General features: G+C 67.8%; 18 protein-coding genes. 10 read left to right on the top strand and 8 right to left on the bottom strand.

From position 1 onward, the window contains the following. The first annotated feature begins 75 nt into the window (after positions 1 to 75). On the top strand, positions 76 to 2,154 hold the full coding sequence (locus tag NF557_RS06710; RefSeq protein WP_252622877.1) for a DNA gyrase/topoisomerase IV subunit B: 2,079 nt from the start codon (positions 76 to 78) through the stop codon (positions 2,152 to 2,154). A 21-nt stretch (positions 2,155 to 2,175) separates the two neighbouring features. Here the strand turns inward: NF557_RS06710 and NF557_RS06715 are convergent, their stop codons facing one another. Next, positions 2,176 to 3,330, bottom strand: coding sequence for an MFS transporter (locus tag NF557_RS06715; RefSeq protein ID WP_252622879.1), 1,155 nt, complete (start codon positions 3,328 to 3,330; stop codon positions 2,176 to 2,178). A gap of 235 nt (positions 3,331 to 3,565) precedes the next feature. Here NF557_RS06715 and NF557_RS06720 point away from each other — a divergent pair, with 235 nt between their 5' ends. Genes NF557_RS06720 through NF557_RS06740 form a run of 5 tightly spaced genes read left to right on the top strand, consistent with a single transcriptional unit; the run spans position 3,566 to position 9,162 of the window. Beyond that, the gene (locus NF557_RS06720; protein ID WP_306254956.1) at positions 3,566 to 4,852 is read left to right on the top strand and encodes an ABC transporter substrate-binding protein; all 1,287 of its coding nucleotides are present in this window, start codon (positions 3,566 to 3,568) and stop codon (positions 4,850 to 4,852) included. Positions 4,853 to 4,855: 3 nt separating this feature from the next. Further along, positions 4,856 to 5,827, top strand: coding sequence for a carbohydrate ABC transporter permease (locus tag NF557_RS06725; RefSeq protein WP_252622889.1), 972 nt, complete (start codon positions 4,856 to 4,858; stop codon positions 5,825 to 5,827). After that, entirely contained in the window at positions 5,824 to 6,732 is a 909-nt protein-coding gene (locus tag NF557_RS06730) for a carbohydrate ABC transporter permease (RefSeq protein ID WP_252622891.1), read from the top strand. Before NF557_RS06725 ends, NF557_RS06730 begins: the two co-directional genes overlap by 4 nt. Continuing rightward, positions 6,729 to 8,141, top strand: coding sequence for a GH1 family beta-glucosidase (locus NF557_RS06735; RefSeq protein ID WP_252622901.1), 1,413 nt, complete (start codon positions 6,729 to 6,731; stop codon positions 8,139 to 8,141). The genes NF557_RS06730 and NF557_RS06735 overlap by 4 nt, the downstream gene beginning before the upstream one ends. Before the next feature lie 13 nt (positions 8,142 to 8,154). Further along, positions 8,155 to 9,162 (top strand): LacI family DNA-binding transcriptional regulator, encoded by a 1,008-nt coding sequence (locus tag NF557_RS06740; RefSeq protein WP_252622902.1) that lies wholly within the window; start codon positions 8,155 to 8,157, stop codon positions 9,160 to 9,162. 255 nt (positions 9,163 to 9,417) lie between these two features. On the opposite strand, the gene NF557_RS06745 is transcribed toward NF557_RS06740, so the two are convergent. Beyond that, on the bottom strand, positions 9,418 to 10,005 hold the full coding sequence (locus NF557_RS06745) for an NADPH-dependent FMN reductase (protein ID WP_252622904.1): 588 nt from the start codon (positions 10,003 to 10,005) through the stop codon (positions 9,418 to 9,420). 167 nt (positions 10,006 to 10,172) lie between these two features. On the opposite strand from NF557_RS06745, the gene gdhA reads away from it, so the two are divergent. Both gdhA and NF557_RS06755 read left to right on the top strand, forming a co-directional pair. Further along, positions 10,173 to 11,516 (top strand): NADP-specific glutamate dehydrogenase, encoded by a 1,344-nt coding sequence (gene gdhA / locus NF557_RS06750; protein WP_252622906.1) that lies wholly within the window; start codon positions 10,173 to 10,175, stop codon positions 11,514 to 11,516. Positions 11,517 to 11,833: 317 nt separating this feature from the next. Next, positions 11,834 to 13,126 carry a hypothetical protein gene (locus NF557_RS06755; RefSeq protein WP_252622908.1) on the top strand — a complete coding sequence of 431 codons (1,293 nt, stop codon included), beginning with the start codon at positions 11,834 to 11,836 and terminating at the stop codon, positions 13,124 to 13,126. Positions 13,127 to 13,217: 91 nt separating this feature from the next. Here NF557_RS06755 and NF557_RS06760 read toward each other — a convergent pair whose 3' ends face one another. Further along, on the bottom strand, positions 13,218 to 13,847 hold the full coding sequence (locus tag NF557_RS06760) for a DedA family protein (protein WP_252622909.1): 630 nt from the start codon (positions 13,845 to 13,847) through the stop codon (positions 13,218 to 13,220). 166 nt (positions 13,848 to 14,013) lie between these two features. Between NF557_RS06760 and NF557_RS06765 the strand changes: the two genes are divergently transcribed. Together NF557_RS06765 and NF557_RS06770 are read left to right on the top strand one after the other, a co-directional pair. Beyond that, positions 14,014 to 15,483: an APC family permease gene (locus tag NF557_RS06765; protein ID WP_252622911.1), complete on the top strand. Its 1,470-nt coding sequence runs from the start codon at positions 14,014 to 14,016 to the stop codon at positions 15,481 to 15,483. Positions 15,484 to 15,761: 278 nt separating this feature from the next. Continuing rightward, positions 15,762 to 17,885 carry a DEAD/DEAH box helicase gene (locus NF557_RS06770; protein WP_252622913.1) on the top strand — a complete coding sequence of 708 codons (2,124 nt, stop codon included), beginning with the start codon at positions 15,762 to 15,764 and terminating at the stop codon, positions 17,883 to 17,885. Positions 17,886 to 17,972: 87 nt separating this feature from the next. Here the strand turns inward: NF557_RS06770 and NF557_RS06775 are convergent, their stop codons facing one another. From NF557_RS06775 to NF557_RS06795, 5 genes are all read right to left on the bottom strand, one after another. Next, entirely contained in the window at positions 17,973 to 18,653 is a 681-nt protein-coding gene (locus NF557_RS06775; protein ID WP_252622915.1) for a hypothetical protein, read from the bottom strand. A 227-nt stretch (positions 18,654 to 18,880) separates the two neighbouring features. Next, positions 18,881 to 19,504 carry a DUF6318 family protein gene (locus NF557_RS06780; RefSeq protein ID WP_252622916.1) on the bottom strand — a complete coding sequence of 208 codons (624 nt, stop codon included), beginning with the start codon at positions 19,502 to 19,504 and terminating at the stop codon, positions 18,881 to 18,883. Between the two features lie 139 nt (positions 19,505 to 19,643). Further along, a complete protein-coding gene (locus tag NF557_RS06785; protein ID WP_252623987.1) occupies positions 19,644 to 20,309 on the bottom strand; it encodes a GTP pyrophosphokinase in 666 nt (221 codons plus the stop codon). A gap of 172 nt (positions 20,310 to 20,481) precedes the next feature. Next, positions 20,482 to 21,645, bottom strand: a complete 1,164-nt coding sequence (locus tag NF557_RS06790) for an ABC transporter permease (RefSeq protein ID WP_252622917.1) — start codon at positions 21,643 to 21,645, stop codon at positions 20,482 to 20,484. Beyond that, positions 21,642 to 22,805, bottom strand: coding sequence for an ABC transporter permease (locus tag NF557_RS06795; RefSeq protein ID WP_252622919.1), 1,164 nt, complete (start codon positions 22,803 to 22,805; stop codon positions 21,642 to 21,644). The genes NF557_RS06790 and NF557_RS06795 overlap by 4 nt, the downstream gene beginning before the upstream one ends. Position 22,806: the final 1 nt, after the last annotated feature.

Genomic DNA, 22,806 nt, shown 5'->3' on the forward strand with positions numbered 1-22,806 from the left:
CAGCCGCGCCTGCGGGGTGCTGTCGGCGGCGCGGGTTAACCTGCTTGCGACCCCTGGACAAAGGAGCACTCACCCGTGGCGCAGGACTACTCAGCCAGACACCTGCAGGTTCTCGAGGGCCTGGAGGCAGTCCGCAAACGCCCGGGGATGTATGTCGGGTCGACCGACTCCCGCGGTCTCATGCACTGCCTGTGGGAGATCATCGACAACTCCGTCGACGAGGCGCTGGGCGAGTTCGGTGACCGGATCGAGGTCATCCTGCTGGCCGACGGGTCGGTCGAGGTGCGCGACAACGGGCGCGGCATCCCGATCGACGTGGAGCCGCGCACCGGGCTGACCGGGGTCGAGGTCGTCTTCACCAAGCTGCACGCCGGTGGCAAGTTCGGCGGCGGCTCCTACACCGCCTCTGGTGGTCTGCACGGTGTCGGCGCGTCGGTGGTCAACGCCCTGTCCGCACGACTCGACGTCGAGGTGGACCGGGGCGGCAAGACCCACCTGATGAGCTTCCGCCGTGGCGAGCCGGGCGTCTTCACCGACCGTGGCGAGCCGAGCCCGGACGCCCCGTTCGAGCCGTTCGAGCGCACTTCCGAGCTGCGCACCAAGGGCCGTCTGAAGCGTGGTGTGACGGGCACCCGCATCCGCTACTGGGCCGATGAGCAGATCTTCCTGAAGTCCGCGCAGTTCTCCTACGACGAGCTGGTCTCCCGGGCCCGGCAGACCGCCTTCCTGGTCCCTGGGCTGACCATGGTGCTGAGGGACGAGCGGGGGGAGGATCCCTCGCAGGAGGAGTTCACCTATGACGGTGGCATCACCGAGTTCGCCGAGTTCCTGGCGGCGGACCCGCCGGTCACCGACACGTGGCGGCTGCAGGGCAGCGGAACCTTCACCGAGACCGTCCCGGTGCTCGACTCCAAGGGGCACATGACGCCCAAGGAGGTCGAGCGCGACTGCGCGGTCGACGTCGCGGTGCGCTGGGGGAGTGGCTATGAGACCACGGCCCGCAGCTTCGTCAACATCATCGCCACGCCCAAGGGCGGCACGCACGTGGCCGGCTTCGAACAGGCGGTGCTCAAGGTCTTCAAGAAGCAGCTCGAGACCAACGCGCGCCGCCTCAAGGTCGGCAACGACAAGGTCGAGAAGGACGACATCCTGGCAGGCCTGACCGCGGTCGTCACGGTCCGCCTGGCCGAGCCCCAGTTCGAGGGCCAGACCAAGGAGGTGCTCGGCACCAGCGCGGTCCGTTCGATCGTGTCCAAGGTGGTCGAGACGGAGCTGCTCGGGGTCCTCACCTCGACCAAGCGTGACCTCAAGAGCCAGTCGAGCCTGCTCCTGGAGAAGGTCGTCGCCGAGATGAAGTCCCGCATCTCGGCCCGGACGCACAAGGAGACCCAGCGTCGCAAGAACGCGCTGGAGTCCTCCTCGCTGCCGGCCAAGCTGGCTGACTGCCGCTCCACCGACCACGACAAGACCGAGCTGTTCATCGTTGAGGGCGACAGCGCCCTGGGCACCGCCAAGCTGGCCCGCACTTCCGACTACCAGGCACTGCTGCCGATCCGCGGCAAGATCCTCAACGTGCAGAAGGCCTCCGTCTCGGACATGCTCAACAACGCCGAGTGCGGGGCGATCATCCAGGTCATCGGGGCCGGCTCCGGGCGCTCGTTCGACCTCGAGATGGCGCGCTACGGCAAGGTCATCATCATGACCGACGCCGACGTGGACGGCGCCCACATCCGGACCCTGCTGCTGACCCTCTTCTTCCGCTACATGCGTCCCCTCGTCGAGGCCGGGCGGGTGTTTGCCGCGATGCCGCCGCTGCACCGCATCGAGGTCAGCGCCACCGGTCGTCGGCCCAGGGAGATGATCTACACCTACTCCGAGCAGGAGATGCGCAAGACGGTGGCCAGCCTGACCCGGCAGGGCCGCACGATCAAGCAACCGATGCAGCGTTACAAGGGGCTGGGCGAGATGGACGCCGACCAGCTCGCCGAGACCACGATGGACCCCCGCCACCGCACCCTGCGGAGGGTCACCCTCGACGACGCGGCGGAGGCGGAGGCGGTGTTTGACCTGTTGATGGGTTCGGACGTCGCCCCGCGCAAGGACTTCATCATCTCCAGGTCCGACGAGCTGGACCGCGACCGCATCGACGCCTGAGCCCAGACTGGCGCACTTCCGTCATCGTCGGGCCGGTCGACTTCGCACCAGCGCGAGCGGCAGCGTCGCCAGGCTCGTCCCGGCCACGACCATCATCGCGGTGCTGAACGACGTCCCTGCGGCTACCAGCCCCACGAGGACCGAGCCCAGGCCGGTGCCGGTGTCGAAGCCGATGTTCCACACGGCGCTGGCCTGGCTGAAGTGTCGCCGGGTCACCGCGGCAAAAGTGATCAGCATGGTCAGGTTCTGCAGGCCGCCGTAGGCGACTCCCACGACGGCCATCCCGCCCAGCAGCGCAGCTGTCGCCGTGACCGCAGGGTCGCGCACGGACCACGCGATCAGCACCATCCCCACGGCACTGAGCAGCACCAGGGGCCAGACGAACCGCCGGGGCCCGGCCCGGTCGGCCAGGGCCCCCATCCGCCACCGGGACACGGCAGCGGTCAGCGAGAAGAGCAGGAGCCCGCCCACCGTCAGTGCCGAGCTGCTGCTCATCTGCGCGGTGAAGGTGATCAGCGCCCCACCCGCCAAGGTCACGCCCAGCAGGAGCAGCATCGGTCGGACCATCCGCAGATAGGGCGCCCGATCACCGGTGTCCTCCACCGCCGGTTGGCTGTGCAGGTGCCGCGCCAGGGTGAGAGCAGCCGGGGCACCGACCACGGGCAGCGCGCCCAGCCCGAAGACCACCCAGAAGCCTAAAGCCTCGGCGACCCAGGGGGCGGCGGGCAGCAGACCGACCTGCGTGGACGCGATCGCCAGGCCATAGACCCCGATCGCCCGACCCCGCTGGGACGTGGGCACCAGGTCGGCCACCACTGCGCTGCCGGTGACGGTGAGCACGCCGAAGCCCATGCCGCGCACCGCCGAGAGCGCCAGGGTGGGCCAGAGGTCGTTGCTGAGCAGGTGCAGCAGGGACGGGACCCCGAGCAGCAGCATCCCCGCGGCCATGACCGGCCCCCACCCGAACCGTCGCAAGGCGGTCGGGACCAGCAGCTGGGTCAGCACCGTGAACAGCATGAAGACGCCGTTGACCAGGCCGGCCCCCGCCTCATCGGCCCCGCCGCGGACGGCCCAGAGCGGCGCCACCGGCAGCAGCGCGGCATAGCCGCAGAAGCCGAGGAAGCTCATGCTCAGCAGCGGCCGCATCCCGGGGACGCGCCAGACAGACGTGCTCACACCTGCGGACCCTACGCGCCCGGACGGCCGTCCGGGCACCGCGCCGGCGCGATCGGTGCTGGGGACGCGGCCACGATCGCAGAACCCTTGACAAGGTGCCTCACCGTGCGTCAGTCTGGGCCGTGAGAGCGCTCTCACAAAGCGTCTCCGGCACACTGACCGGCGGCCCACCGCCATGTGACAAAGGAGTTACACAGTGCAATCCACCCGGCGCACCATCACCGCCGCGGTCACCATGACCGCACTGACGATCAGCCTCGCCGCCTGCGGCGGAGGCGGCGACGACGAAGGAAGTGAGGGCAACACCAACGGCGCCACCAGCGGCGATGCCGGCGGCGACGGCGGTGGCGATCCGATCACGCTGTCCGTCGCCACCTTCAACGAGTTCGGCTACGAGGACCTCTTCGAGGAGTACGAGTCGCTCCACGACAACATCACCATCGAGCACGTCAAGGCGGACACCGCCGACAACGCCCGCGATGCGCTGCGCAACAGCCTGGGTGCTGACTCGGGAGCATCGGACATCGAGGCCGTCGAGGTCGACTGGCTGGTCGAGTTCATGCAGTATCCCGACAAGTTCACGGACCTGACCGACCCCTCGGTCGAGGGCCGCTGGCAGGACTGGAAATCCGACGCCGCCACCACCGACGACGGCACGCTCCTGGCCTACGGCACAGACAACGGCCCGGAGGCGATCTGCTATCGCGCCGACCTGTTTGGCGAGGCCGGTCTGCCGACCGACCGTGATGAGGTTGCCACGTTGCTCGAGGGCGACTGGCAGCACTACTTCGACGTCGGCAAGGAGTTCGTCGCGTCCTCGGACGCCGCCTGGTTCGACTCGGCCAACGCCACCTGGCAGGGCATGATCAACCAGGTCGAGGTCGCCTACCAGGACGAGTCCGGCGAGCTCATCGCCACCACCAACCCCGAGGTGAAGGCGCTCTACGACCAGGTCCTCACCGCAGCTGTCGATGACGAGCTCTCGGCCGGCCTGGGCCAGTGGAGCGCTGACTGGAACAACGGCTTCCAGCAGTCGTCCTTCGCCACGATGCTCTGCCCGGGCTGGATGCTCGGGATCGTCGAGGGCAACGCCGCAGGCATCGAGGGCTGGGACGTGGCCAACGTCTTCCCCGGTGGCGCCGGCAACTGGGGCGGGTCCTACCTGACCGTCCCCGCCCAGGGCGACAACATCGAGGCGGCCACCGCGCTGGCCAACTGGCTGACCGCCCCGGAGCAGCAGATCAAGGCCTTTGAGGCCAAGGGCACCTTCCCCAGCCAGGTCGACGCGCTGGAGTCCGAGGAGCTGCTCAGCTCGACGAACGCCTTCTTCAACAACGCTCCGACCGGTGAGATCTTCGTCGACCGGGCCAAGGCGATCACCTTCCAGCCCTACAAGGGACCGGACTACTTCTCGGTCAACACGGCCCTGCAGGACGCCCTGACCCGGGTGGACGTCGATGGCACCGACGACGCCACGAGCTCCTGGGACAAGTTCGTGGCCGACGTGGAGGCGCTGGGCTGACCGGTGAGCACCACATCCACGCTCCGACCCCCGACGGAGCACGCTGAGCCGCCCCCGAAGCGCATCGGCTTCGGGGGCCGGCTCAGCCGGTGGGACCTGCGCCTGAGCCCCTACCTGTATATCTCCCCGTTCTTCATCCTGTTCTTTGTCACCGGCCTGTTCCCGCTGGTCTACACCGGCTGGGTCGCGGTCCACGACTGGGACCTGATCATGGGCCAGGGCGAGTTCGTCGGGGCCAAGAACTTCACCGACGTGCTCGGTGGGCGTGACTTCTGGAACGCCCTGGTCAACACGTTCAGCATCTTCGTGCTCTCCTCCGTGCCGCAGGTGCTCGCCGCGATCACCATCGCCGCCCTGCTCGACGCCAACCTGCGGGCCAAGACCTTCTGGCGGATGGGTGTCCTCCTGCCGTATGTCGTGGCACCCGTTGCCGTAGCCCTGATCTTCTCCAACCTCTTTGCGGACAAGTTCGGCCTGATCAACACCCTCCTCGGCGCCGTCGGGATCGACCCGATCGGCTGGCACTCCCAACGGCTGCCCAGCCACGTGGCGATCGCCACCATGGTCAACTTCCGCTGGACCGGCTACAACGCGCTGATCTTCCTCGCCGCGATGCAGGCCATCCCACGCGACCTCTATGAGCAGGCGTCGGTCGACGGGGCCGGCAAGGTGCGCCAGTTCTTCTCGGTCACCGTGCCGCTGCTGCGCCCCACGATCATCTTCATCGTCATCACCAGCACCATCGGCGGACTGCAAATCTTTGACGAGGTCCGCCTCTATGACCAGTTCGGCCGCGGCGGCGCCGACGGGCAGTGGCAGACGCTGACGATCCTGCTCTACGAGCAGGGCTGGACCAGATCCAACTTCGGTCGGGCCTCGGCCATCGCCGTCCTGCTCTTCCTGATCATCGGCGTCATCGGGTTAATCAACTACTTCATCACCCGCCTGATCGCGACCTCGGAGGTCAAGCGATGAGCACTGTGACACCGGCACCCGGCCCGCTGCCCGTCGCCCCGGACGCACCGGTGAGCGGACGCTCCGCCCCACGCCGTCACGCGTCGTATGCCGATCGCCCCGGGTGGCTCGTCTATGGCCTGCTGGGCGCCGTCATACTCGGCGGTCTGTTCCCCCTCTGGTGGTCGTTCCTGATCGCCAGCCACGACTCCACCATCCTCTCCCGCGAGGCGTTCCCGATCGTGCCCGGCGGCAACTTCGTCAAGAACGCGGCCACGGTCATCGACACCGTGCCCTTCTGGAGGGCGACCTGGAACTCGATCCTGGTCTCCACGGTGGTCTCGGCCTCGGTCGTCTTCTTCGCCACCCTGGCCGGCTATGCCTTCGCCAAGCTGAGGTTCCGCGGGCGCGGCCCGCTGCTGGTCTTCGTGATCGCCACGATGGCGGTGCCCACCCAGCTCGGCGTCGTCCCGCTCTTCCAGGTGATGGCCAAGCTGGGCTGGACCGGTGAGCTGGTCGCGGTGATCGTGCCCGGTCTGGTGACCGCCTTCGGGGTCTTCTGGATGACGCAGTATCTCTCGCAGGCGATCCCGGACGAGCTCATCGAGGCCGCCCGGGTTGACGGGTGCAGCATGATCCGCACCTTCTGGCACGTCGGCCTCGTCGCCGCCCGACCCGCGGCCGCGATGCTCGGGCTGTTCACGTTCGTGGCCACCTGGACCAACTTCTTCTGGCCGTTCATCGTCCTGGGCCCCCAGGACCCCACCTTGCCGGTGGCGCTGCAGCAGCTGCAGGCCGCTCACTTCGTGGACTACTCGCTGGTCCTGGCCGGGGCCCTGCTGGCCACCGTGCCGCTGTTGATCCTGTTTGTCGTCGCCGGTCGCCACCTGGTGTCCGGCATCATGCAAGGAGCCGTCAAGCAATGAGCGCACCCAAGACCTTCCCGGACGGATTCCTGTGGGGCTCGGCGACCGCCGCCTACCAGGTCGAGGGCGCGGCGTGGGAGGACGGCCGCGGCGCCTGCATCTGGGACACCTATGCCCGCACACCAGGGAGGGTGCACGAGGGCCACAACGGTGACGTCGCCTGCGACCACTACCACCGTTATGCCGACGACGTGGCGCTGATGCAGAAGCTCAACCTGGGCGCCTACCGCTTCTCGACCTCCTGGGCACGGGTGATGCCCGACGGACGCACCGTCAACCGGGCGGGACTCGACTTCTACTCCCGCCTCACCGACGAGCTGCTCTCCCGCGACGTGGTGCCCTGGCTGACGCTCTATCACTGGGACCTTCCCCAGGCCCTCGAGGACGCAGGGGGCTGGCCGAGCCGCGACACGGCATACCGCTTCGTGGACTATGCGGCGGCGGTGCAGTCGGCACTGGGCGACCGCATCAACTTCTGGACCACCCTCAACGAGCCGTGGTGCAGCGCCTTCCTGGGCTATGGCTCAGGGCGGCACGCGCCCGGACGGACCGACGGTGCCGACGCCCTGCGCGCTGCGCACCACCTGATGCTCGGGCACGGGCTGGCGGTGCAGGACCTGCGCTCGCGCGACAGCAGTCTCACCCTCGGCCTGACCCTGAACTTTGCCGACGTCACGCCAGCCGACCCGCAGGAGCCTGGTGACCTGGATGCCGCGCGCCGGATCGACGGGCTGAGCAACCGCTACTTCGCCGAGCCCCTGTTCCACGGCGCCTACGCTCCGGACATCCTCGAGGACGTGCGCGAGCTGTGGCCGGCCGACCTAGTGGTCGATGGAGACCTAGAGGTCATCAGCACGCCCACGGACGTCCTCGGTGTCAACTACTACAGCGGCAACACCGTGCGCGGCGTCGGCCCCGATGAGGCGCACGCGGCCGCCGACCAGGCCCGGGCCGACGGGCCGGCCAGCGACAGCGTGGGGTCCGAGCACGTCGAGTTCCTGGCGCTTGACGTCGAGCGCACGGGGATGGGCTGGGAGGTGCGGCCCCAGGGGCTGACCCAACTGCTCGTCCGGCTCGATCGCGACTACACCGGTCCGGCCGGCACTGCGCTTTATGTGACCGAGAACGGCGCGGCCTACGACGATGTGCCGGACCAGGATGGTTTCGTCCAGGATGACGAGCGGCTGCGCTATGTCCGCGAGCACCTCGGGGCCGTCCATGACGCGATCGAGCAGGGGGTGGAGGTGAAGGGCTACTTCCTCTGGTCGCTCCTGGACAACTTCGAGTGGGCCTTCGGTTATGACAAGCGGTTCGGGATCGTGCGGGTCGACTACGACACGCTCCAGCGCATCCCCAAGGCCAGTGCCCGGTGGTATGCCGAAGTGGCAGGATCACACCAGGTCGAGTGAGAAGGAGGTGGCGATGCGCGCGCGCACCGCTCCCACCCTGGAGGATGTCGCGCGGCAGGCGGGCGTGTCCCGTGCCACGGCTTCCCGGGTGATCAACGCCGACCCACGGGTGCGTGAAGCGGCCCGGGTCGCGGTCAGTGCTGCCGTCGCCGATCTCGGCTACCGGCCCAACCGGGCCGCCCGGCGGCTGGTCACCCAGGCCGCGGACTCGATCGCCGTCGTCGTGCCGGAGTCTGACGAGCGTGTCTTCACCGACCCGTTCTTCTCCGGCCTGCTGCGGGGCGTGACGCGAGCGCTGGCCACCACGCCGTTGCAGCTGGTGCTCGTGATGGGCAAGCCCGATGACGACGACCGGCGGATGGAGCGCTACCTGCGCGGTGGGCACACCGACGGGGCCATCGTGGTCAGCCACCATCAGGACGACAACCTGTGGCGGGTGCTGGCGGAGACCAAGCTGCCCTCCGTCTTCCTGGGTCGACCGTATGCCGACGCGTCCCGGCTGCCCTATGTCGACGTGGACAACACCACGGGTGCCGAGCTGGCGGCCCAGCACCTGATCGAGCGCGGCTGTCGCCGGATCGGGACGGTCACCGGCCCGCAGGACATGAGCGCGGGGCGGGACCGGCTGCGCGGGTGGACCAACGCACTCGTGGCGGCCGGCCTGTCGGTCGACCTGGTCGAGTCCGGAGACTTCACGCCTGCCGGGGGAGCGGTCGCCACGCGGCACCTGCTCGAGCGCGCTCCCGATCTGGACGGCCTGTTCGTGGCCTCGGACCAGATGGCTGTCGCCTCGATCGCCGAGCTCGCCCAGTCAGGGCGCTCCGTGCCCGGCGACGTCGCGGTCGTGGGCTATGACGACAACACCGCGGCCACGCTGAGCCGCCCCACCCTGACCACCGTGGTCAACCCGATCTCAGAGATGGCCTCACGTGCGGTCGATCTGCTGCTGCGGGTCATGGACGGGCAGGACGTCGAGCCAGAGGTGCTCTCGACGCACCTGGTGGTGCGCGAGTCGGCCTGAGAGCGCTGGGGCGCGGGGCCCGGGCGGGGGGCTAGTGCTTTTGACCGCTGGTTTGTCTGCCGTGGCGGGCATTTGGGAGGTCGAACGCTGGGACCTGCGCGGCCCGGGCGGGGGGCTAGTGCTTTTGACCGCTGGTTTGTCTGCCATGGCAGGCATCCGGGAGGTCGAACGCGGAGGAGTGCGCGAGCCGGCGTCAGCTGGATGACGAGACGTCCGAAGCCGCGGACGCTCGGTCCGTGGCTCCCTCCGGAGTGGTCAGGCTGCCACCTCGGCGAGGGTGAACTGCCCGGCGCGCACGGCCTCCATCGCCCGGGTCCAGGTCAGCACCTGGTCGAGCATGGGGTCGACGGACGCGACCGCGGGCTCGGTCGGAGCGAAGACCGAGAAGTTCTCGAAGTCCGCAAAGAGGGACAGCAGCACGGTGTTGCGCACGTGCGCGACCTGCAGCTCGGACAGGATGCCGCGGAGGTGTTCGACCGCGCGTGCGCCGCTGGCCGAGCCATAGGACACGAAGCCTGCGGCCTTGTTCTGCAACTCGGGCTTGAGGTAGTCGATGGCGTTCTTCAGAGCGCCAGTGATCGAGTGGTTGTATTCGGAGACGACGAAGATATAGCCGTCGAACTCATCCATGCGCGAGGACCAGGCCTTGCTGTGCGGCTGGGTTCCGGGGGCCATCGACGGCGGCACTGCCTCGTCCCACACCGGCAGCTGGAAGTCGGCGATGTCGACGATCTCGAACTCTGCGTCGGTGCGCTGGTCGGCGAACGACTTGACCCAGCGTGCGACGGTCAGGCTCTGGCGTCCTGGGCGGATGCTTCCGGTGACGATGGCGATCTTGGTCATTGCTGACTCCCTCTGTTGGCTGTTTGGCTCTCATGAATTGAAACATCAACTAAGTCGGACAGATTCCCCTGGGAAGGTTGGGTCGGTCACATTCCGACCTCTTCCTGCATGACTATGCACGCTTCCGTATATTCTGACTCTTCAGTCTCGTCCCCGAAGGAGCCCCGATGACCCGACTCGACAGTGCCCTCGAGCCGATCTACGACCAGGTCCTGCAGCGCAACCCCGGCGAGACCGAGTTCCACCAGGCCGTGCTCGAGGTGCTCGACAGTCTCGGGCCTGTGGTCCGCAAGCACCCGGCATACGGCGATGCCCGTGTCATTGCGCGGCTGTGCGAGCCGGAGCGGCAGATCATCTTCCGCGTGCCGTGGGTCGATGACAAGGGCCGGATCGAGATCTTCCGCGGGTTCCGGGTCGAGTTCAACTCGGCGCTCGGCCCCTACAAGGGCGGTCTGCGCTTCCACCCCAGCGTCCTGCTGGGCACGGTGAAGTTCCTCGGCTTCGAGCAGATCTTCAAGAACGCGCTGACCGGTCTGCCGATCGGCGGCGCCAAGGGCGGGTCCGACTTCGACCCCAAGGACCGCTCCGACATGGAGATCATGCGCTTCTGCCAGTCCTTCATGACCGAGCTCTACCGCCACATCGGCGAATACACCGACGTCCCCGCGGGGGACATCGGTGTCGGTGGCCGCGAGATCGGCTACCTTTTCGGCCAGTACAAGCGGATCACCAACCGCTACGAGTCGGCCGTGCTCACCGGCAAGGGCATCGGTTGGGGCGGCTCGCAGGTGCGTCGGGAGGCGACCGGCTACGGCACCGCCGTCTTCGTCGAGGAGATGCTCCGGACCAAGGGGGGCTCCTTCGACGGCGAGAAGGTCGTCGTCTCCGGCTCCGGCAACGTCGCGATCTATGCAATGGAGAAGGTGCACCAGTTGGGCGGCACCGTCGTGGCCTGCTCCGACTCCAGCGGCTACGTCTATGACGAGCGCGGCATCGACGTCGAGCTGCTCAAGGACGTCAAGGAGGTGCGTCGCGCACGGATCTCGCAGTATGCCGAGGAGCGCGGCGCCCGGTTCGTCGCCGGCGGCAGCATCTGGGACGTGCCCTGCAGGGTCGCGCTGCCCTGTGCCACCCAGAACGAGCTGGACGGGGCCGGTGCTCTGGCGCTGGTGCGCAACGGCTGCGTCGCGGTCGGCGAGGGCGCCAACATGCCCACCACCCCTGAGGCGGTCCAGGTCTTCCGCGAGGCCGGGGTGCTCTTTGCCCCGGGCAAGGCGGCTAACGCCGGTGGCGTGGCGACAAGTGCGCTGGAGATGCAGCAGAACGCCTCCCGGGACTCGTGGAGCTTCGAGCACACCGAGGGGCGTCTTGAGGAGATCATGCGCGGCATCCACGAGCGCTGCGCTGCAACGGCCGACGAGTATGACGTGCCCGGCAACTATGTGCTGGGGGCTAACGCGGCGGCCTTCGTCCAGGTCGCCGAGGCGATGCTCGCCCAGGGCGTGATCTGAGACCTGTCTCGACCGAAAGTCGGGGCCGACGTAGTCGCGGGGACGTCAGGCCTACATCTCTGGATGGATATCGGTCGGTAGGGGTAGTGCTGGCCCGCCAGGCAGGGCTAGCGTGATCAACCGAGGCCGTCCCCTCACGATGCACAGTTCGAGTCGGGTGGTGGCGGCGTTGCCACCAGCTGACCTGGTGCAAGGGGACCGTTTCCGGGCACGTTGCCCGGACACCCAGATCTCAGTGCCATCTGCTGGGCCGTGGGAAGCCCACCGTGGCACCCTCAGCCCGCCCTCGGGCGGATGAGCACAGAAGGAAGAATCACATGAATCACCGCATCAGTGCGGCAGCCGTGGCAACGGCTGCCGCCATGGGACTAGTCGCGACAGCAGCAGCTGGCGCTGTCGACCCCATCTCCGTGAACGAGGCACTTGACCCCGGAACGTCGATCACCATCACCAAGACGGTGTCGACGCCGGCCCTGCCCCCGCAACCCGACATCGTGTTGCTGGTGGACCGCACCCTGAGCATGAACAGCGCCATCGCCGGGGTCAAAGCCAACATGGCAACCATCATCAGCACAGTCTCGGCCAGCCAGCCGGACGCGCAGTGGGCGGTTGCCAGCTATTGCGACGTGGAAGAGCCCAACCTGTTCCTCCTGCACAGCGACCTCACTGCGACCACCGCAGACACGGTTGCTGCGGTCAACTCGATCACTCTGTGTGGCGGTGGCGACGAGCCGGAGGACCAGCTCAACGCGCTCTGGGAGATCGGGTCCGGCGCCGTGAACTTCCGGACGGACTCCTCGCGCATCGTCGTGTGGTTCGGCGACGCACCGGGGCACGACCCGAGCTTGGGTCACACCCTCGCTGACGCAACCGCATCGCTGGTCAGCGCAGAGGCGAAGGTCGTGGCCATCAGCGTCGGCTTCAACCGGCTGGACGTGACCGGTCAGGCGACCGCGATCACCGACGCCACTGGGGGCACCTTGCTCAGCGGTATCGCTGTTGACGAGGTGTCAGCGGCGATCGTCGAAGGGCTGTCCAACCTGCCCGTCGAGGTTGCCGGCACCTCAGTGTGTGACCTCGGCCTGAGCACCACCCTCGACCCCGTCTCGCAGACTGTCACGAGCGGCCAGGAGGCGGTGTTCGAAGAGACCATCACCGTAGCCGCCGACGCGCCGCAGGGCACGACGCTGAACTGCGAGACACAGTTCACGCTCAACGCCGCGGACGCTGGCGACGGATTCACCCAGTCGGTCTCGATCGACGTCAATGATGTGATGGCGCCCGAGGTCGGGTGCGTGCCAGGTCCCAACCCCGGAGGCAAGATCCCCGGGTCGACCAACTCGGGCTTCTTTGAGATGGTCTCCTCCGACAACGTCGATGCGGCTGTCGGCATCTATGTCCACGACACCGCCTCGAGCGCTGTCTTCGGGCCCTATCCGTCAGGCACGACGATTAAGCTCACCCAGGCTCCGGGTGCCACACCGAGTGTCGTGCCGTTCCGTGGCGCGGTGGACTGGAAGGTGAAGCTGAAGGGCGACGCTGAGCTGCACGCCACCGACGCGGCGGGCTACGAGACCACGTCGCTGTGCCTGGTGCCGCCGCATCACTGACAGGTTGACCCGCTCGCCGCTGCAAGGGGTGGCGGGGTGACCCACGCGGTCACCCCGCCACCTGCCGCACCAACTCGTGCCGCGGCGTCAGTCAGCTGCCTGGGGCGGTCGAGGGCATCGGCGGGCGGTGGCGCCGGCGCCACCGGATCACGAGGTCGACGACAAGGCCGAGGAGCAGGGACAGCAGCACGCCCACCACCGCCCCGAGCAGCGGGTTGCCGTCGACCCAGGCGCCGGCGAGCAGGCCGAGCCCGGTCATATAGAACGCCCAGACGACGCCGCCGACGATGCTCACCGGCAGGAACCGGCGGTGGGCGTAGCCGGAGGCTCCGGCCGCCAGGTAGACCGCCACCCGCCCGACCGGGACGAAACGGCCGGTGAGGATCACCGTGGCCGGCCGACGCTCCAACTGGCGCCGACCTGCGTCCAGGGCGATCGCCATACGGCGTAGTTGCAGCCGTCCGAACCGGCCGGGACCGAGCAGGCGACCCACCGCGAAGGCCAGGTTGTCCCCGCAGATTGCGCCGAGGGCCGCCACGGCGACCAGCAGCGGGAGCGCAGGAGGTCCATCCAGCGCAGCCAGCGCCATGACCAGAGCCTCACTGGGGACGATGGGGAAGATGCCGTCAAGGACGATGAGCAGAAAGCCCAGCGCCATCAGCCACGGTTCGTCTGCGGCAGCCAGGATGGCCGCATTCACGGAGTCGAAGAAGTCGGACATCTGGTCTCTCATCGATGGGCAACCACGCTGCGGGTGACGCCCACGGCCTGCACAGATTATCTGCGTCGCGTCTGGATTGACCAAAGAGTGCGCGTGGCAAGTTGCGGCGCGTGGTGACCTGCGTCACTCTGCACAAGGCGGGGCCTTTCCTGCGCAGTGCGACCGGATGGAGGATGCCGTGAGTGAACAGGCGCTCGACCGTGACAGTGGTGAGGAACAGACCGAACTGAAGCGGGTGCTCGGGCCCAAGCTGCTGCTGCTCTTCATCGTCGGGGACATCCTCGGGACAGGCATCTATGCGCTGACCGGGAAGGTGGCAGGGGAGGTCGGCGGCGCGGTCTGGCTGCCCTTCCTGGTCGCCTTCACCATCGCGATCATCACTGCCTTCAGCTATCTGGAGCTGGTGACCAAATATCCCCGTGCGGGCGGCGCAGCCTCCTTCGTGCACCGTGCCTTCGAGATCCACTTCATCACGTTCCTGGTGACGTTCACGGTGATGGCCAGCGGCATCACGTCTGCATCCACGGCCTCGCGCGCCTTCGCCGAGAACATGTTCAAGGGGTTCAACTGGTTCGTCGGGACCAACGCGGAGGGCGACGCGGTGGTCAGCGCGGGTGCCATCAGCGTCGGCGCCCTCGGCTTCATCCTGCTCGTGATGGCGGTGAACTTCCGTGGCGTGGCGGAGTCGGTGAAGGCCAACGTGGTGCTGACCCTGATCGAGCTGTCCGGCCTGCTGCTGGTGATCTTCGTCGGGTTCTGGGCGGTCGCCGGCTTCTCCGGCGCGGAGGTCGACTTCTCCCGCATCACCGTCTTTGAGAGCCCCAGCGGCAAGAACGCCTTCATGGCGGTGACCGCGGCGACCGGCCTGGCGTTTTTTGCGATGGTCGGCTTCGAGGACTCGGTCAACATGGCTGAGGAGACCCACGAGCCGAGTCGCATCTTCCCCAAGGTGATGCTCACCGGGCTGCTGCTGACGGCGGCGATCTATCTGCTGGTGTCGATCACGGCGGTCGCGCTCGTCCCGGTGGGGGAGCTGTCCCAGGGTGGCACGCCGCTGCTGACGGTGGTCGAACGCGGCGCTCCCAACCTGCCGATCGACACGCTCTATCCGTTCATCGCGATGTTCGCCGTGGCCAACTCGGCCCTGATCAACATGATGATGGCCTCGCGACTGCTCTATGGCATGGCCAACCAAGGCGTGCTGCCCAAGCCGCTCGGCCTGGTGCACAAGGCCCGGCAGACCCCGTGGGCCGCGATCGTGTTCACCACAGCGCTGGCAGCCGGCCTGATCCTGCTGGTGACCTCGGTCTCCAACCTCGGCGACGTGACCGCGCTGCTGCTGCTCGCCGTCTTCTCCGTCGTCAACGTGGCCTGCCTCGTCCTGCGCAAGGACACCGTCGAGCACCAGCACTTCACCGCCCCCACCGCGTTGCCGGTGATCGGGGCGCTGGCTTGTGCCTACATGGTCGGGCCCTGGACGGGGCGCGACACCTCGGTCTATGCGATTGCCGGCTGGCTGGTCGTGATCGGCGTCGCGCTCTGGGTCGTGACCTGGTTCCTCAACCGGGCTCTGTATGCCAAGCCGACGCGGATCAAGGAGCCGGAGGACCTTGGCACGGGCGGTCCAAAGGTCTGACGGGCCGTCACCGCGCCCAGCTGTCCGCGCGAGGCGCACCGGCTCGCGGTGGTGACGAGCGACATACTGACCCAGTTGGCGGCGGCTGGTGATTGTCCGCTAAACTTCAACCTTGCCCGGCGAGTGCATTGATGCACTGACAGGACGGGCTCGCCGGAGGACGATCCGTTCCTTGCGGCCCATCGGGTGCCAAAGAGCACCTGGAGGTAGGTCGGTCACGCTCAGGGAGCGATGAGGCGTCCAACCTCATCGAGTTCACCAGAATTGAGCGATTCGCCATGGCCAAGGCCATCGGGCGCGCCTCCGCGCCCTCCCACAAGAAGAAGCCGCGTCACACTGCGGCCCAAAAGAAGTCAGCCGCCAAGGCGCGCGAGCTGTCTGACCGTTCGTCGCGTCGCGACGACCGCAAGTCGTATGCCGAGAAGCCGGCTCGTGAGGACCGCCCGCGTCGTGAGTGGAACCGTGACGACCGTCCGGCCCGTGATGACCGCGGCCCGCGCCGCGACTTTGACAACCGTGGCCCGCGTCGTGACTTTGACAACCGTGGCCCGCGTCGTGAGTGGAACCGCGATGACCGCCCGGCTCGTGATGACCGCGGCCCGCGCCGCGAGTGGAACCGTGACGAGCGTCCGGCTCGTGATGACCGTGGTCCCCGTCGTGACTTTGACAACCGTGGCCCGCGTCGTGACTTTGACAACCGTGGCCCGCGTCGTGAGTGGAACCGTGATGACCGCCCGGCTCGTGATGACCGCGGCCCGCGCCGCGAGTGGAACCGTGACGAGCGTCCCACTCGTGATGACCGTGGTCCCCGTCGTGACTTCGACAACCGTGGCCCGCGTCGTGAGTGGAACCGTGACGACCGCCCGACCCGCGACTTCGACCGCAGCGCCCCGCGTCGCCACTGGGACCAGGACGACCGTCCCCGCCGTCGGGACGACGCCACCCAGGCCCGCAACAACCACGACTGGGAGCGTCGCGAGCGCCGCGACAACCGGCACTTCTCCGAGGACCGGGAGCGCACGCCATACTCCCCGTCTGTCGCTCCGGCACCCAAGGCCGCGGTCGTCCATGAGGGGCCCAACGAGTTCGGCGCCCTGGGCCTGAACCCTCAGCTGGTCGACAAGCTCACCGATCTCGGGCTGGTCAAGCCTTTCCCGATCCAGGCCGCGACGATCCCGGACGCGATGGCTGGCCGTGACCTGCTCGGGCGCGGACAGACTGGCTCGGGCAAGACCCTGGCCTTCGGCCTGCCCACCCTGCACCGCCTCGCGGAGGGTGAGCGCGCCAAGCCGCACAAGCCGCACGCGCTGATCGTGACCCCGACCCGGGAGCTGGCGATGCAGATCCTGGACGCGCTGCGTCCGCTGCTGTCGACCATGCGGCTGCGCCACCAGCTGGTGGCTGGCGGCATGTCCTACACGCCGCAGCTGCGCAGCCTGGAGCAGGGGGTTGACCTCCTGGTGGCCACCCCCGGCCGTCTCGCTGACCTGCTCGAGCGCGGCGCCGCCGACCTCTCCGAGGTCAAGATCACGGTGCTGGACGAGGCCGACCACATGGCCGAGATGGGCTTTGTCGAGGCCATCTCCGAGATCCTCGACCTGACCCCGAACGATGGTCAGCGGCTGCTCTTTTCGGCGACGTTGGACCACGGGGTCGACAAGATTGCCAAGAAGTATCTGCACGACCCGGTGACGCACGAGACGGACAGCGCGACCGCGAGCGTGTCGACCATGGAGCACCACGTCTTCGTGATCGACCCGCAGCACAAGAAGCCGGTGACCGCGACCATCGCCAACCGGCCCGGTCGCACCGTCGTCTTCGTCCGCACCAAGCTGGGTGCTGACCGCGTGGCGCTGCAGCTGCGGGAGTCCGGCGTCTTTGCCGCGGCCCTGCACGGTGGCCTGAACCAGGCCCAGCGCACCCGCGTCCTGGAGGCGTTCAAGTCCGGCGAGTTGCCGGTCCTGGTCGCCACCGACGTCGCGGCGCGTGGCATCCACGTGGATGACGTCTCGCTCGTCCTGCAGGCCGACCCGCCCGCGGACCACAAGGACTATCTGCACCGTTCCGGCCGCACCGCCCGCGCGGGCGAGGCCGGTCGGGTCGTGACCCTGGCCCTGCCGCACCAGCGCAAGCAGGTGCAGCGACTCCTCGACGCTGCCGGTGTCGACGCGTCGCCCACCAAGGTGACGCCGCGCGACTCAGAGGTCCTTGAGACCGCCGGCGGTCGTGAGCCCTCGTTCGAGGCGATCCCGCAGTCGCAGCTGGACAACCTGCTGCGTCCGCGCCGTCCGCAGGGTCGTGGCAACTACCGCGGCCGCCCGCAGCGTCGCAACGGTGGCTTCGACCGCGAGCGCGGTGCGCGCGTCGGTGGTGGCTACCGAGGGAACCGCGGAGACCGCTGAGGTCGTCCACCTGAGCTGACAGCTCGGTGACCTAGAACCGGCTCCCACGCCATGGCGTGGGAGCCGGTTCGTTGTCTTGTGAGCGGGTCAGTCGTCGTAGAGGCGGCTCGTCGAAGTCAGCACATCAAGGGGGCTGGCTGGGCCATCGATGGTGGCGGTCCCGGGGATCAGTGACCAGGAACTGCCGTCGACGCTGACCTCGCCGCCGTAGACCACGGTGATGTGGGGTGCGACCTGGGCCGCCGACGTGTATTCGTGGCGGATGTCGCCGTGGGGGTAGGGACCGCCGAGGGAGGCGGTTGGACCGGCCGAGGCACCGTCGCCGAAGTGGTAGGTCACGGAGTCGAGCGTCGGCCGGATGCGCACCTCGTGGCCGATGATGTCAGTGGTGTCCGTCTCGCCGGGCTCGAAGCCGGAGTCTGGCCAGAGGAGCTCGTAGTAGACCGGCAGGTTGACCAGGGTCCGACCATCCGGTGGCTCGATCGAGATCGTCGGCAGCGCGAAGTCTGTGCGGTGGAACTGGTCGAGGATCATCGCGTCGGTCAGTTCGGCCGCGGCCTCACCCGAGCGTGCCGGCACGTCCGTGCGGAAGCAGGTCGGCCCGACATTGGTCCATCCGCCCACCGGGCCCGACGAGTCGGCAATCCGCCGGTAGATGATCGAGTAGGGGCCGGAGCTGTCGGGCTGGTTTATCTCGCAGTAGTTCGCAGCCCACTCACAGTAGACCCGGTCAGGGACCTCGGGGCTGTTGCCCTCGCAGCGGATCACGGCGACGTATTCGAACCACGGTTCGGGGCTCTCGGGGCTTGATCCTTCTGGGTACTCGGTGGCGAGGCTCCGTGTTTGCGATTTGGTGAAGCCCACATAGGAACCCCCGCCCTCGACGCCACAGTCGATAACCTGGCCGGGGACGCACTCCGCTTCGCCACTGGCAGGAGTTGCGATGGGACTAAGCAGAGCTGTGCACAAGACGGCCACTGCGATGGCGGCCACCTTCATTGCTGTACCTGAATCTCGGCAACCTCCCATGCCTGACCGTCAAGCGTGAGAGTCAGGACCATTGTGAAGGAGGTCGGCTGGGCTGAAGCGGTCACGACCGCGCCAGCAGCATCGAGGGTCGCAGGGACAGTCTGAACGGCCTCTGCAAAGACGACAGTCGTGTCACCCGTTGCCTGTGCCCGCGCCGAATCGACGGTAACGATTGGTCCTGCGGCGCGCTCATCATTCTCGATGTACTTCGCGATCATGGATTCGAAGCCCGCGCATGTGGCGCAGTCGTCCGAAGCGAGTTGCTCAAGGTGTCCTGCTTCTGGAGTCATAGCCGCGTAGTTGAAGACCTCCAGATAGTGCAGCGCGAAGGCTTCCGCGCCGGACTCCGAATCCTCCTTCGCCTCGTCGGGCATCTCGGGAGGACCGCTGGCCTCCGTCGTCTCAGTGGCATCCCCGGCTGGACTCGAGGACGTCTCCTCGACATCGTCCGGTGGCGCCGCCGTCGTGGGTGCCGGGTCCGTCGTCGTCAGCGCGTCCTGACTGGTCGGCGGCGCGGACGGCTCAGAACTACCCTGGCAGCCAGCCAGGAGCAGGGCAGCGGCACAGGCAGCAACGAACGTGGTCTTCACGAAGTCCCCCTCGTCGGCAGGTCGACCCGCGGTTCCCCCACGGATCCGGTCACCACGACAGTCTCACCCGCCAAACCTGAGCAGACAGTTTTCCACAGGTAAAACTTTGGTAAGAACCCGCGATCAGGCCCCAGCGTGTCTAGGCGAAGCGGTCCCTCACCTTCGACTCACGCAGCGCCTGCAACTGTCGGACTACCTGGTCCGAGGGCCCGAGGCGGTCCCGGTCGACGAACTCTCCGTGGGTCTTGACGTGAAGCCGCTCCATGCGATCATCCAGGTCGGCCGCGGTCCGGGCAGCGTCCTGCAGCTGGATCAGCAGGTCCTCGGGGACGGAGTCGCGATACTTGTAGTAAATCTTGTGCTCCAGGCTCGCCCAGAAGTCCATCGCGACCGTGCGCAGCTGCAGCTCCACCGTCACCGGCACGACCCGGTCGGAGAGGTGGACGGGCACCCGCACCAGTCCGTGCAGGCTGCGATAGCCGTTCTCCTTCGGGTGCTCGATGTAGTCCTTCACCGACAGCACCTCAAGGTCCGGCTGCGAGGACAACATGTCATAGACCTGATAGACGTCCCGGACAAAGCTGCAGGTCACGCGCACACCCGCGACGTCAGTGATGTTGTCCCGGATCGCCTCGAACGATGGATCCAGCCCGCGCCGCCGCACCTTCTCCAGGATCGACTCGGGCGTCTTCAGCCGGGTCAGGACGTGCTCGATCGGGTTGTAGTCGTGCAGATGGGTGAACTCCTCCTGCAGGATCGAGATCTTGGTCTCGATCTCGTCCATGCCGAACTTGTATTCCATCATCAGCCGGGTGAAGTCGGCGCGGACGCGCGCCAGGTCTCCATCAGCAGAGAGGTCGGCCAGTGGGGTCGCGGGCGTCGTTGCAGGGTCCACCGGCCGAGCGTATGCCGTCCGTCTGGGACGCCCCTGCAGGCCCGCCTGGGGTGTGGGTCACCAGGTTGCGGTTTAACTGCTGCTACATCGAGCGGGCCATGCTGCGGCGCAGTGTCCAGGCGCCGAGCACCAGGACCAGGACCGCCATCGCGGTCAGGACACCCAGCTGCGGGAGGATGTCCACGAGGCCTCCGTCGTGCCGCTGGATCTGGGCGAAGGCGTCGTAACCCCAGGCGTGCGGCGTGACGTGGGCGACCTGACGCATGGTGTCGGAAAAGAGTTCCAGCGGCAACATGCCGCCACCGATCGCGGCCAGCACCAGCCCGATGCCCACACCGGCACCCACGGCCGCGCCCTCGTTGTCCAGGACCGAGCCGAGCACCATCGCTGCGCCGGCCGCCACCAGCGCAAACACCGACAGCACCAGCAGGGACAGCCACAGGTTGCCCCAGTCGACGTCGAAGATCAGCCAGGTCGCCTGCATGATGTAGGCGCCCTGGAAGAAGGCGATCACCCAACGGCCGAACGACTGGCCGGCGATGGCCTGCACCGTGCTGACCGGAGAGGCCAGGGTGCGCGCGAGCACCCCCTGGCGCCGGGCGTTGATCAGGGTTGACGCTCCCGCGAGCGAGGTCAGGAAGGTGAAGAGCAACAACTGCGACGAGGCGCCCAGGTCGAACTGCCCCAGCCCCTGGAACTCCTGGGCGAGCTCGTCCACACTGCGGACCTCGATCGTGGGCTCGCTGACCTGACCGGTGGCAGCATCAAGGGCCTGTGCCGCGTCGGCCTCGGAGACCCCGACGTCTCCCAGGGCCCCGACCTGGATGCGGCGCAGGTCGAGATTGGAGACCGTGACCTGCACCCTCTGCTGTGCCGCCATGCTCGTGGAGGAGCTCCCGGCGATCATCTCCAGCTGCGCGGTGCCACCCTGTGAGAAGGCCTCAGCCGCCTCCGGGGTGACGACCAGGCCAGCATCGACCCGTCCCCTCGCGACCTGCTCGAGCATGTCGTCGTGATCGGCGAACTGGACGCTGACCTCACCGTCCTCAAGCTGCTCGGCAACCGCGGTGCGCAGGTCGCTGGAAGGGCCGGAGACAGTCACGCTGCCTGATGACCCCGAGCCGCCGAACTGGGATCCGAGGACGAAGACCAGCATCAGCGGGAAGATGAAGGTGAAGAAGACGTTGCCCTTGTCCTTGACGAAGCGCTGCAGCTCGACGGCTGCGATGGCGAGTGCGGCCCTCATGCCATCGCCCCCCGGTCCGGCACGAGCCGGGCGACCAGCATCGCCACCACGGCGAAGCCGAGCATGGTCACCACAGGTGTGGCGATGTCGGCCAGACCACCGCCGCCACTGGTGATGCCGAGTCCGCGGATCATGGCGCCCACGGGGTTCAGGTCCAGGAGGGTGCCGAGCAGGCCGCCGCCGCTGATGGGGAAGAAGGCGCCTCCGGCGATGCCGAGCACCATGGCCAGGATGGTCGTGATGATGCTGGCCTGCTCCGTGGTCTTGGCGAGCTTGATGACGATGAAGGTCAGCGACGTCGTGGCGATCACGGCGCAGACGATCAGCACCGCGATCGGCAGCGGATCGCCGAAGTCGACGTCGAAGAGTGCGCCGCCGGCCGTGAGCAGGATGCTCGTCGCCACCACGCCGAGCACGAAGCTGCTGAGCACCTTGGACAGGGTGACCAGGTGCGGGTTCATCGGCATGGACTGCAGCCTGGCGAGCGTGCCGAACTCCCGCTCGGCGAGCAGCCCGAGGACACCGAAGCTGACGGTGAACATCAGGAACAGGCCGGCCTGACCGGCGACTAACGCACCCTTGGGGTCCAGCTGTTCGTCAGAGGTCTGCCCCATGGCCAGGGTGACCGCTGCTTCTCCGGTCGCCACCTGCTGGGCGAGGCCGCCCAGCTGCGCGGGGGGCAGTCCCAGGGCTGCTCCTGCAGCGCTGGCCACGGCGCTGGCGCCTGCGCGGTCTAAGAACCCCTGGACCACCGAGAGCACGACGCTGGACTCGATGCCCGCGCCGTCGCCCCGGATGGCCTCCAGCGTGACCGGGTCGCCGGCCATCAACGCGTCCGAGAACCCGTCGGGGATCACCAGGCCGAGCCTGGCGTCACCGGACTCGGCCCGGGCCAGCACGTCCGCTGCGTCGGTCTCGGTGACCTCGACGTCGAGGCCCACCTCGGGCAGGGTCTGCACGAGCGCCGCCGCGAGCTGGTCGTCGGCCGGAGCCGACACCGCGACGGTCGCCGTCTCCAGGTCCATGTCCAGGGCGTCACCCATGACGAGGTTCATCGCTCCCATCAAGGCCATCGGCACGAGGACGGCGAAGATGATGACGGACTTGTCCCTGATGCGTTGCACCAGGTCGGTCGTGACCAGAGTGAAGAGCTGTCGCATG

Origin of the sequence: Ornithinimicrobium cryptoxanthini (genome assembly GCF_023923205.1) — a bacterium.
GTDB lineage: Bacteria > Actinomycetota > Actinomycetes > Actinomycetales > Dermatophilaceae > Ornithinicoccus > Ornithinicoccus cryptoxanthini.

What these genes read in the sequence shown, in the direction of transcription:
- NF557_RS06760 (WP_252622909.1), bottom strand. Translation starts at nt 13,847, where the DNA reads ATGTCCGACTTCTTCGACTCCGTGAATGCGGCCATCCTGGCTGCCGCA.
- NF557_RS06730 (WP_252622891.1), top strand. Translation starts at nt 5,824, where the DNA reads ATGAGCACTGTGACACCGGCACCCGGCCCGCTGCCCGTCGCCCCGGAC.
- NF557_RS06740 (WP_252622902.1), top strand. Translation starts at nt 8,155, where the DNA reads ATGCGCGCGCGCACCGCTCCCACCCTGGAGGATGTCGCGCGGCAGGCG.
- NF557_RS06790 (WP_252622917.1), bottom strand. Translation starts at nt 21,645, where the DNA reads ATGAGGGCCGCACTCGCCATCGCAGCCGTCGAGCTGCAGCGCTTCGTC.
- gdhA (WP_252622906.1), top strand. Translation starts at nt 10,173, where the DNA reads ATGACCCGACTCGACAGTGCCCTCGAGCCGATCTACGACCAGGTCCTG.
- NF557_RS06720 (WP_306254956.1), top strand. Translation starts at nt 3,566, where the DNA reads ATGACCGCACTGACGATCAGCCTCGCCGCCTGCGGCGGAGGCGGCGAC.
- NF557_RS06745 (WP_252622904.1), bottom strand. Translation starts at nt 10,005, where the DNA reads ATGACCAAGATCGCCATCGTCACCGGAAGCATCCGCCCAGGACGCCAG.
- NF557_RS06765 (WP_252622911.1), top strand. Translation starts at nt 14,014, where the DNA reads ATGGAGGATGCCGTGAGTGAACAGGCGCTCGACCGTGACAGTGGTGAG.
- NF557_RS06770 (WP_252622913.1), top strand. Translation starts at nt 15,762, where the DNA reads ATGGCCAAGGCCATCGGGCGCGCCTCCGCGCCCTCCCACAAGAAGAAG.
- NF557_RS06755 (WP_252622908.1), top strand. Translation starts at nt 11,834, where the DNA reads ATGAATCACCGCATCAGTGCGGCAGCCGTGGCAACGGCTGCCGCCATG.
- NF557_RS06795 (WP_252622919.1), bottom strand. Translation starts at nt 22,805, where the DNA reads ATGCGACAGCTCTTCACTCTGGTCACGACCGACCTGGTGCAACGCATC.
- NF557_RS06735 (WP_252622901.1), top strand. Translation starts at nt 6,729, where the DNA reads ATGAGCGCACCCAAGACCTTCCCGGACGGATTCCTGTGGGGCTCGGCG.
- NF557_RS06785 (WP_252623987.1), bottom strand. Translation starts at nt 20,309, where the DNA reads ATGATGGAATACAAGTTCGGCATGGACGAGATCGAGACCAAGATCTCG.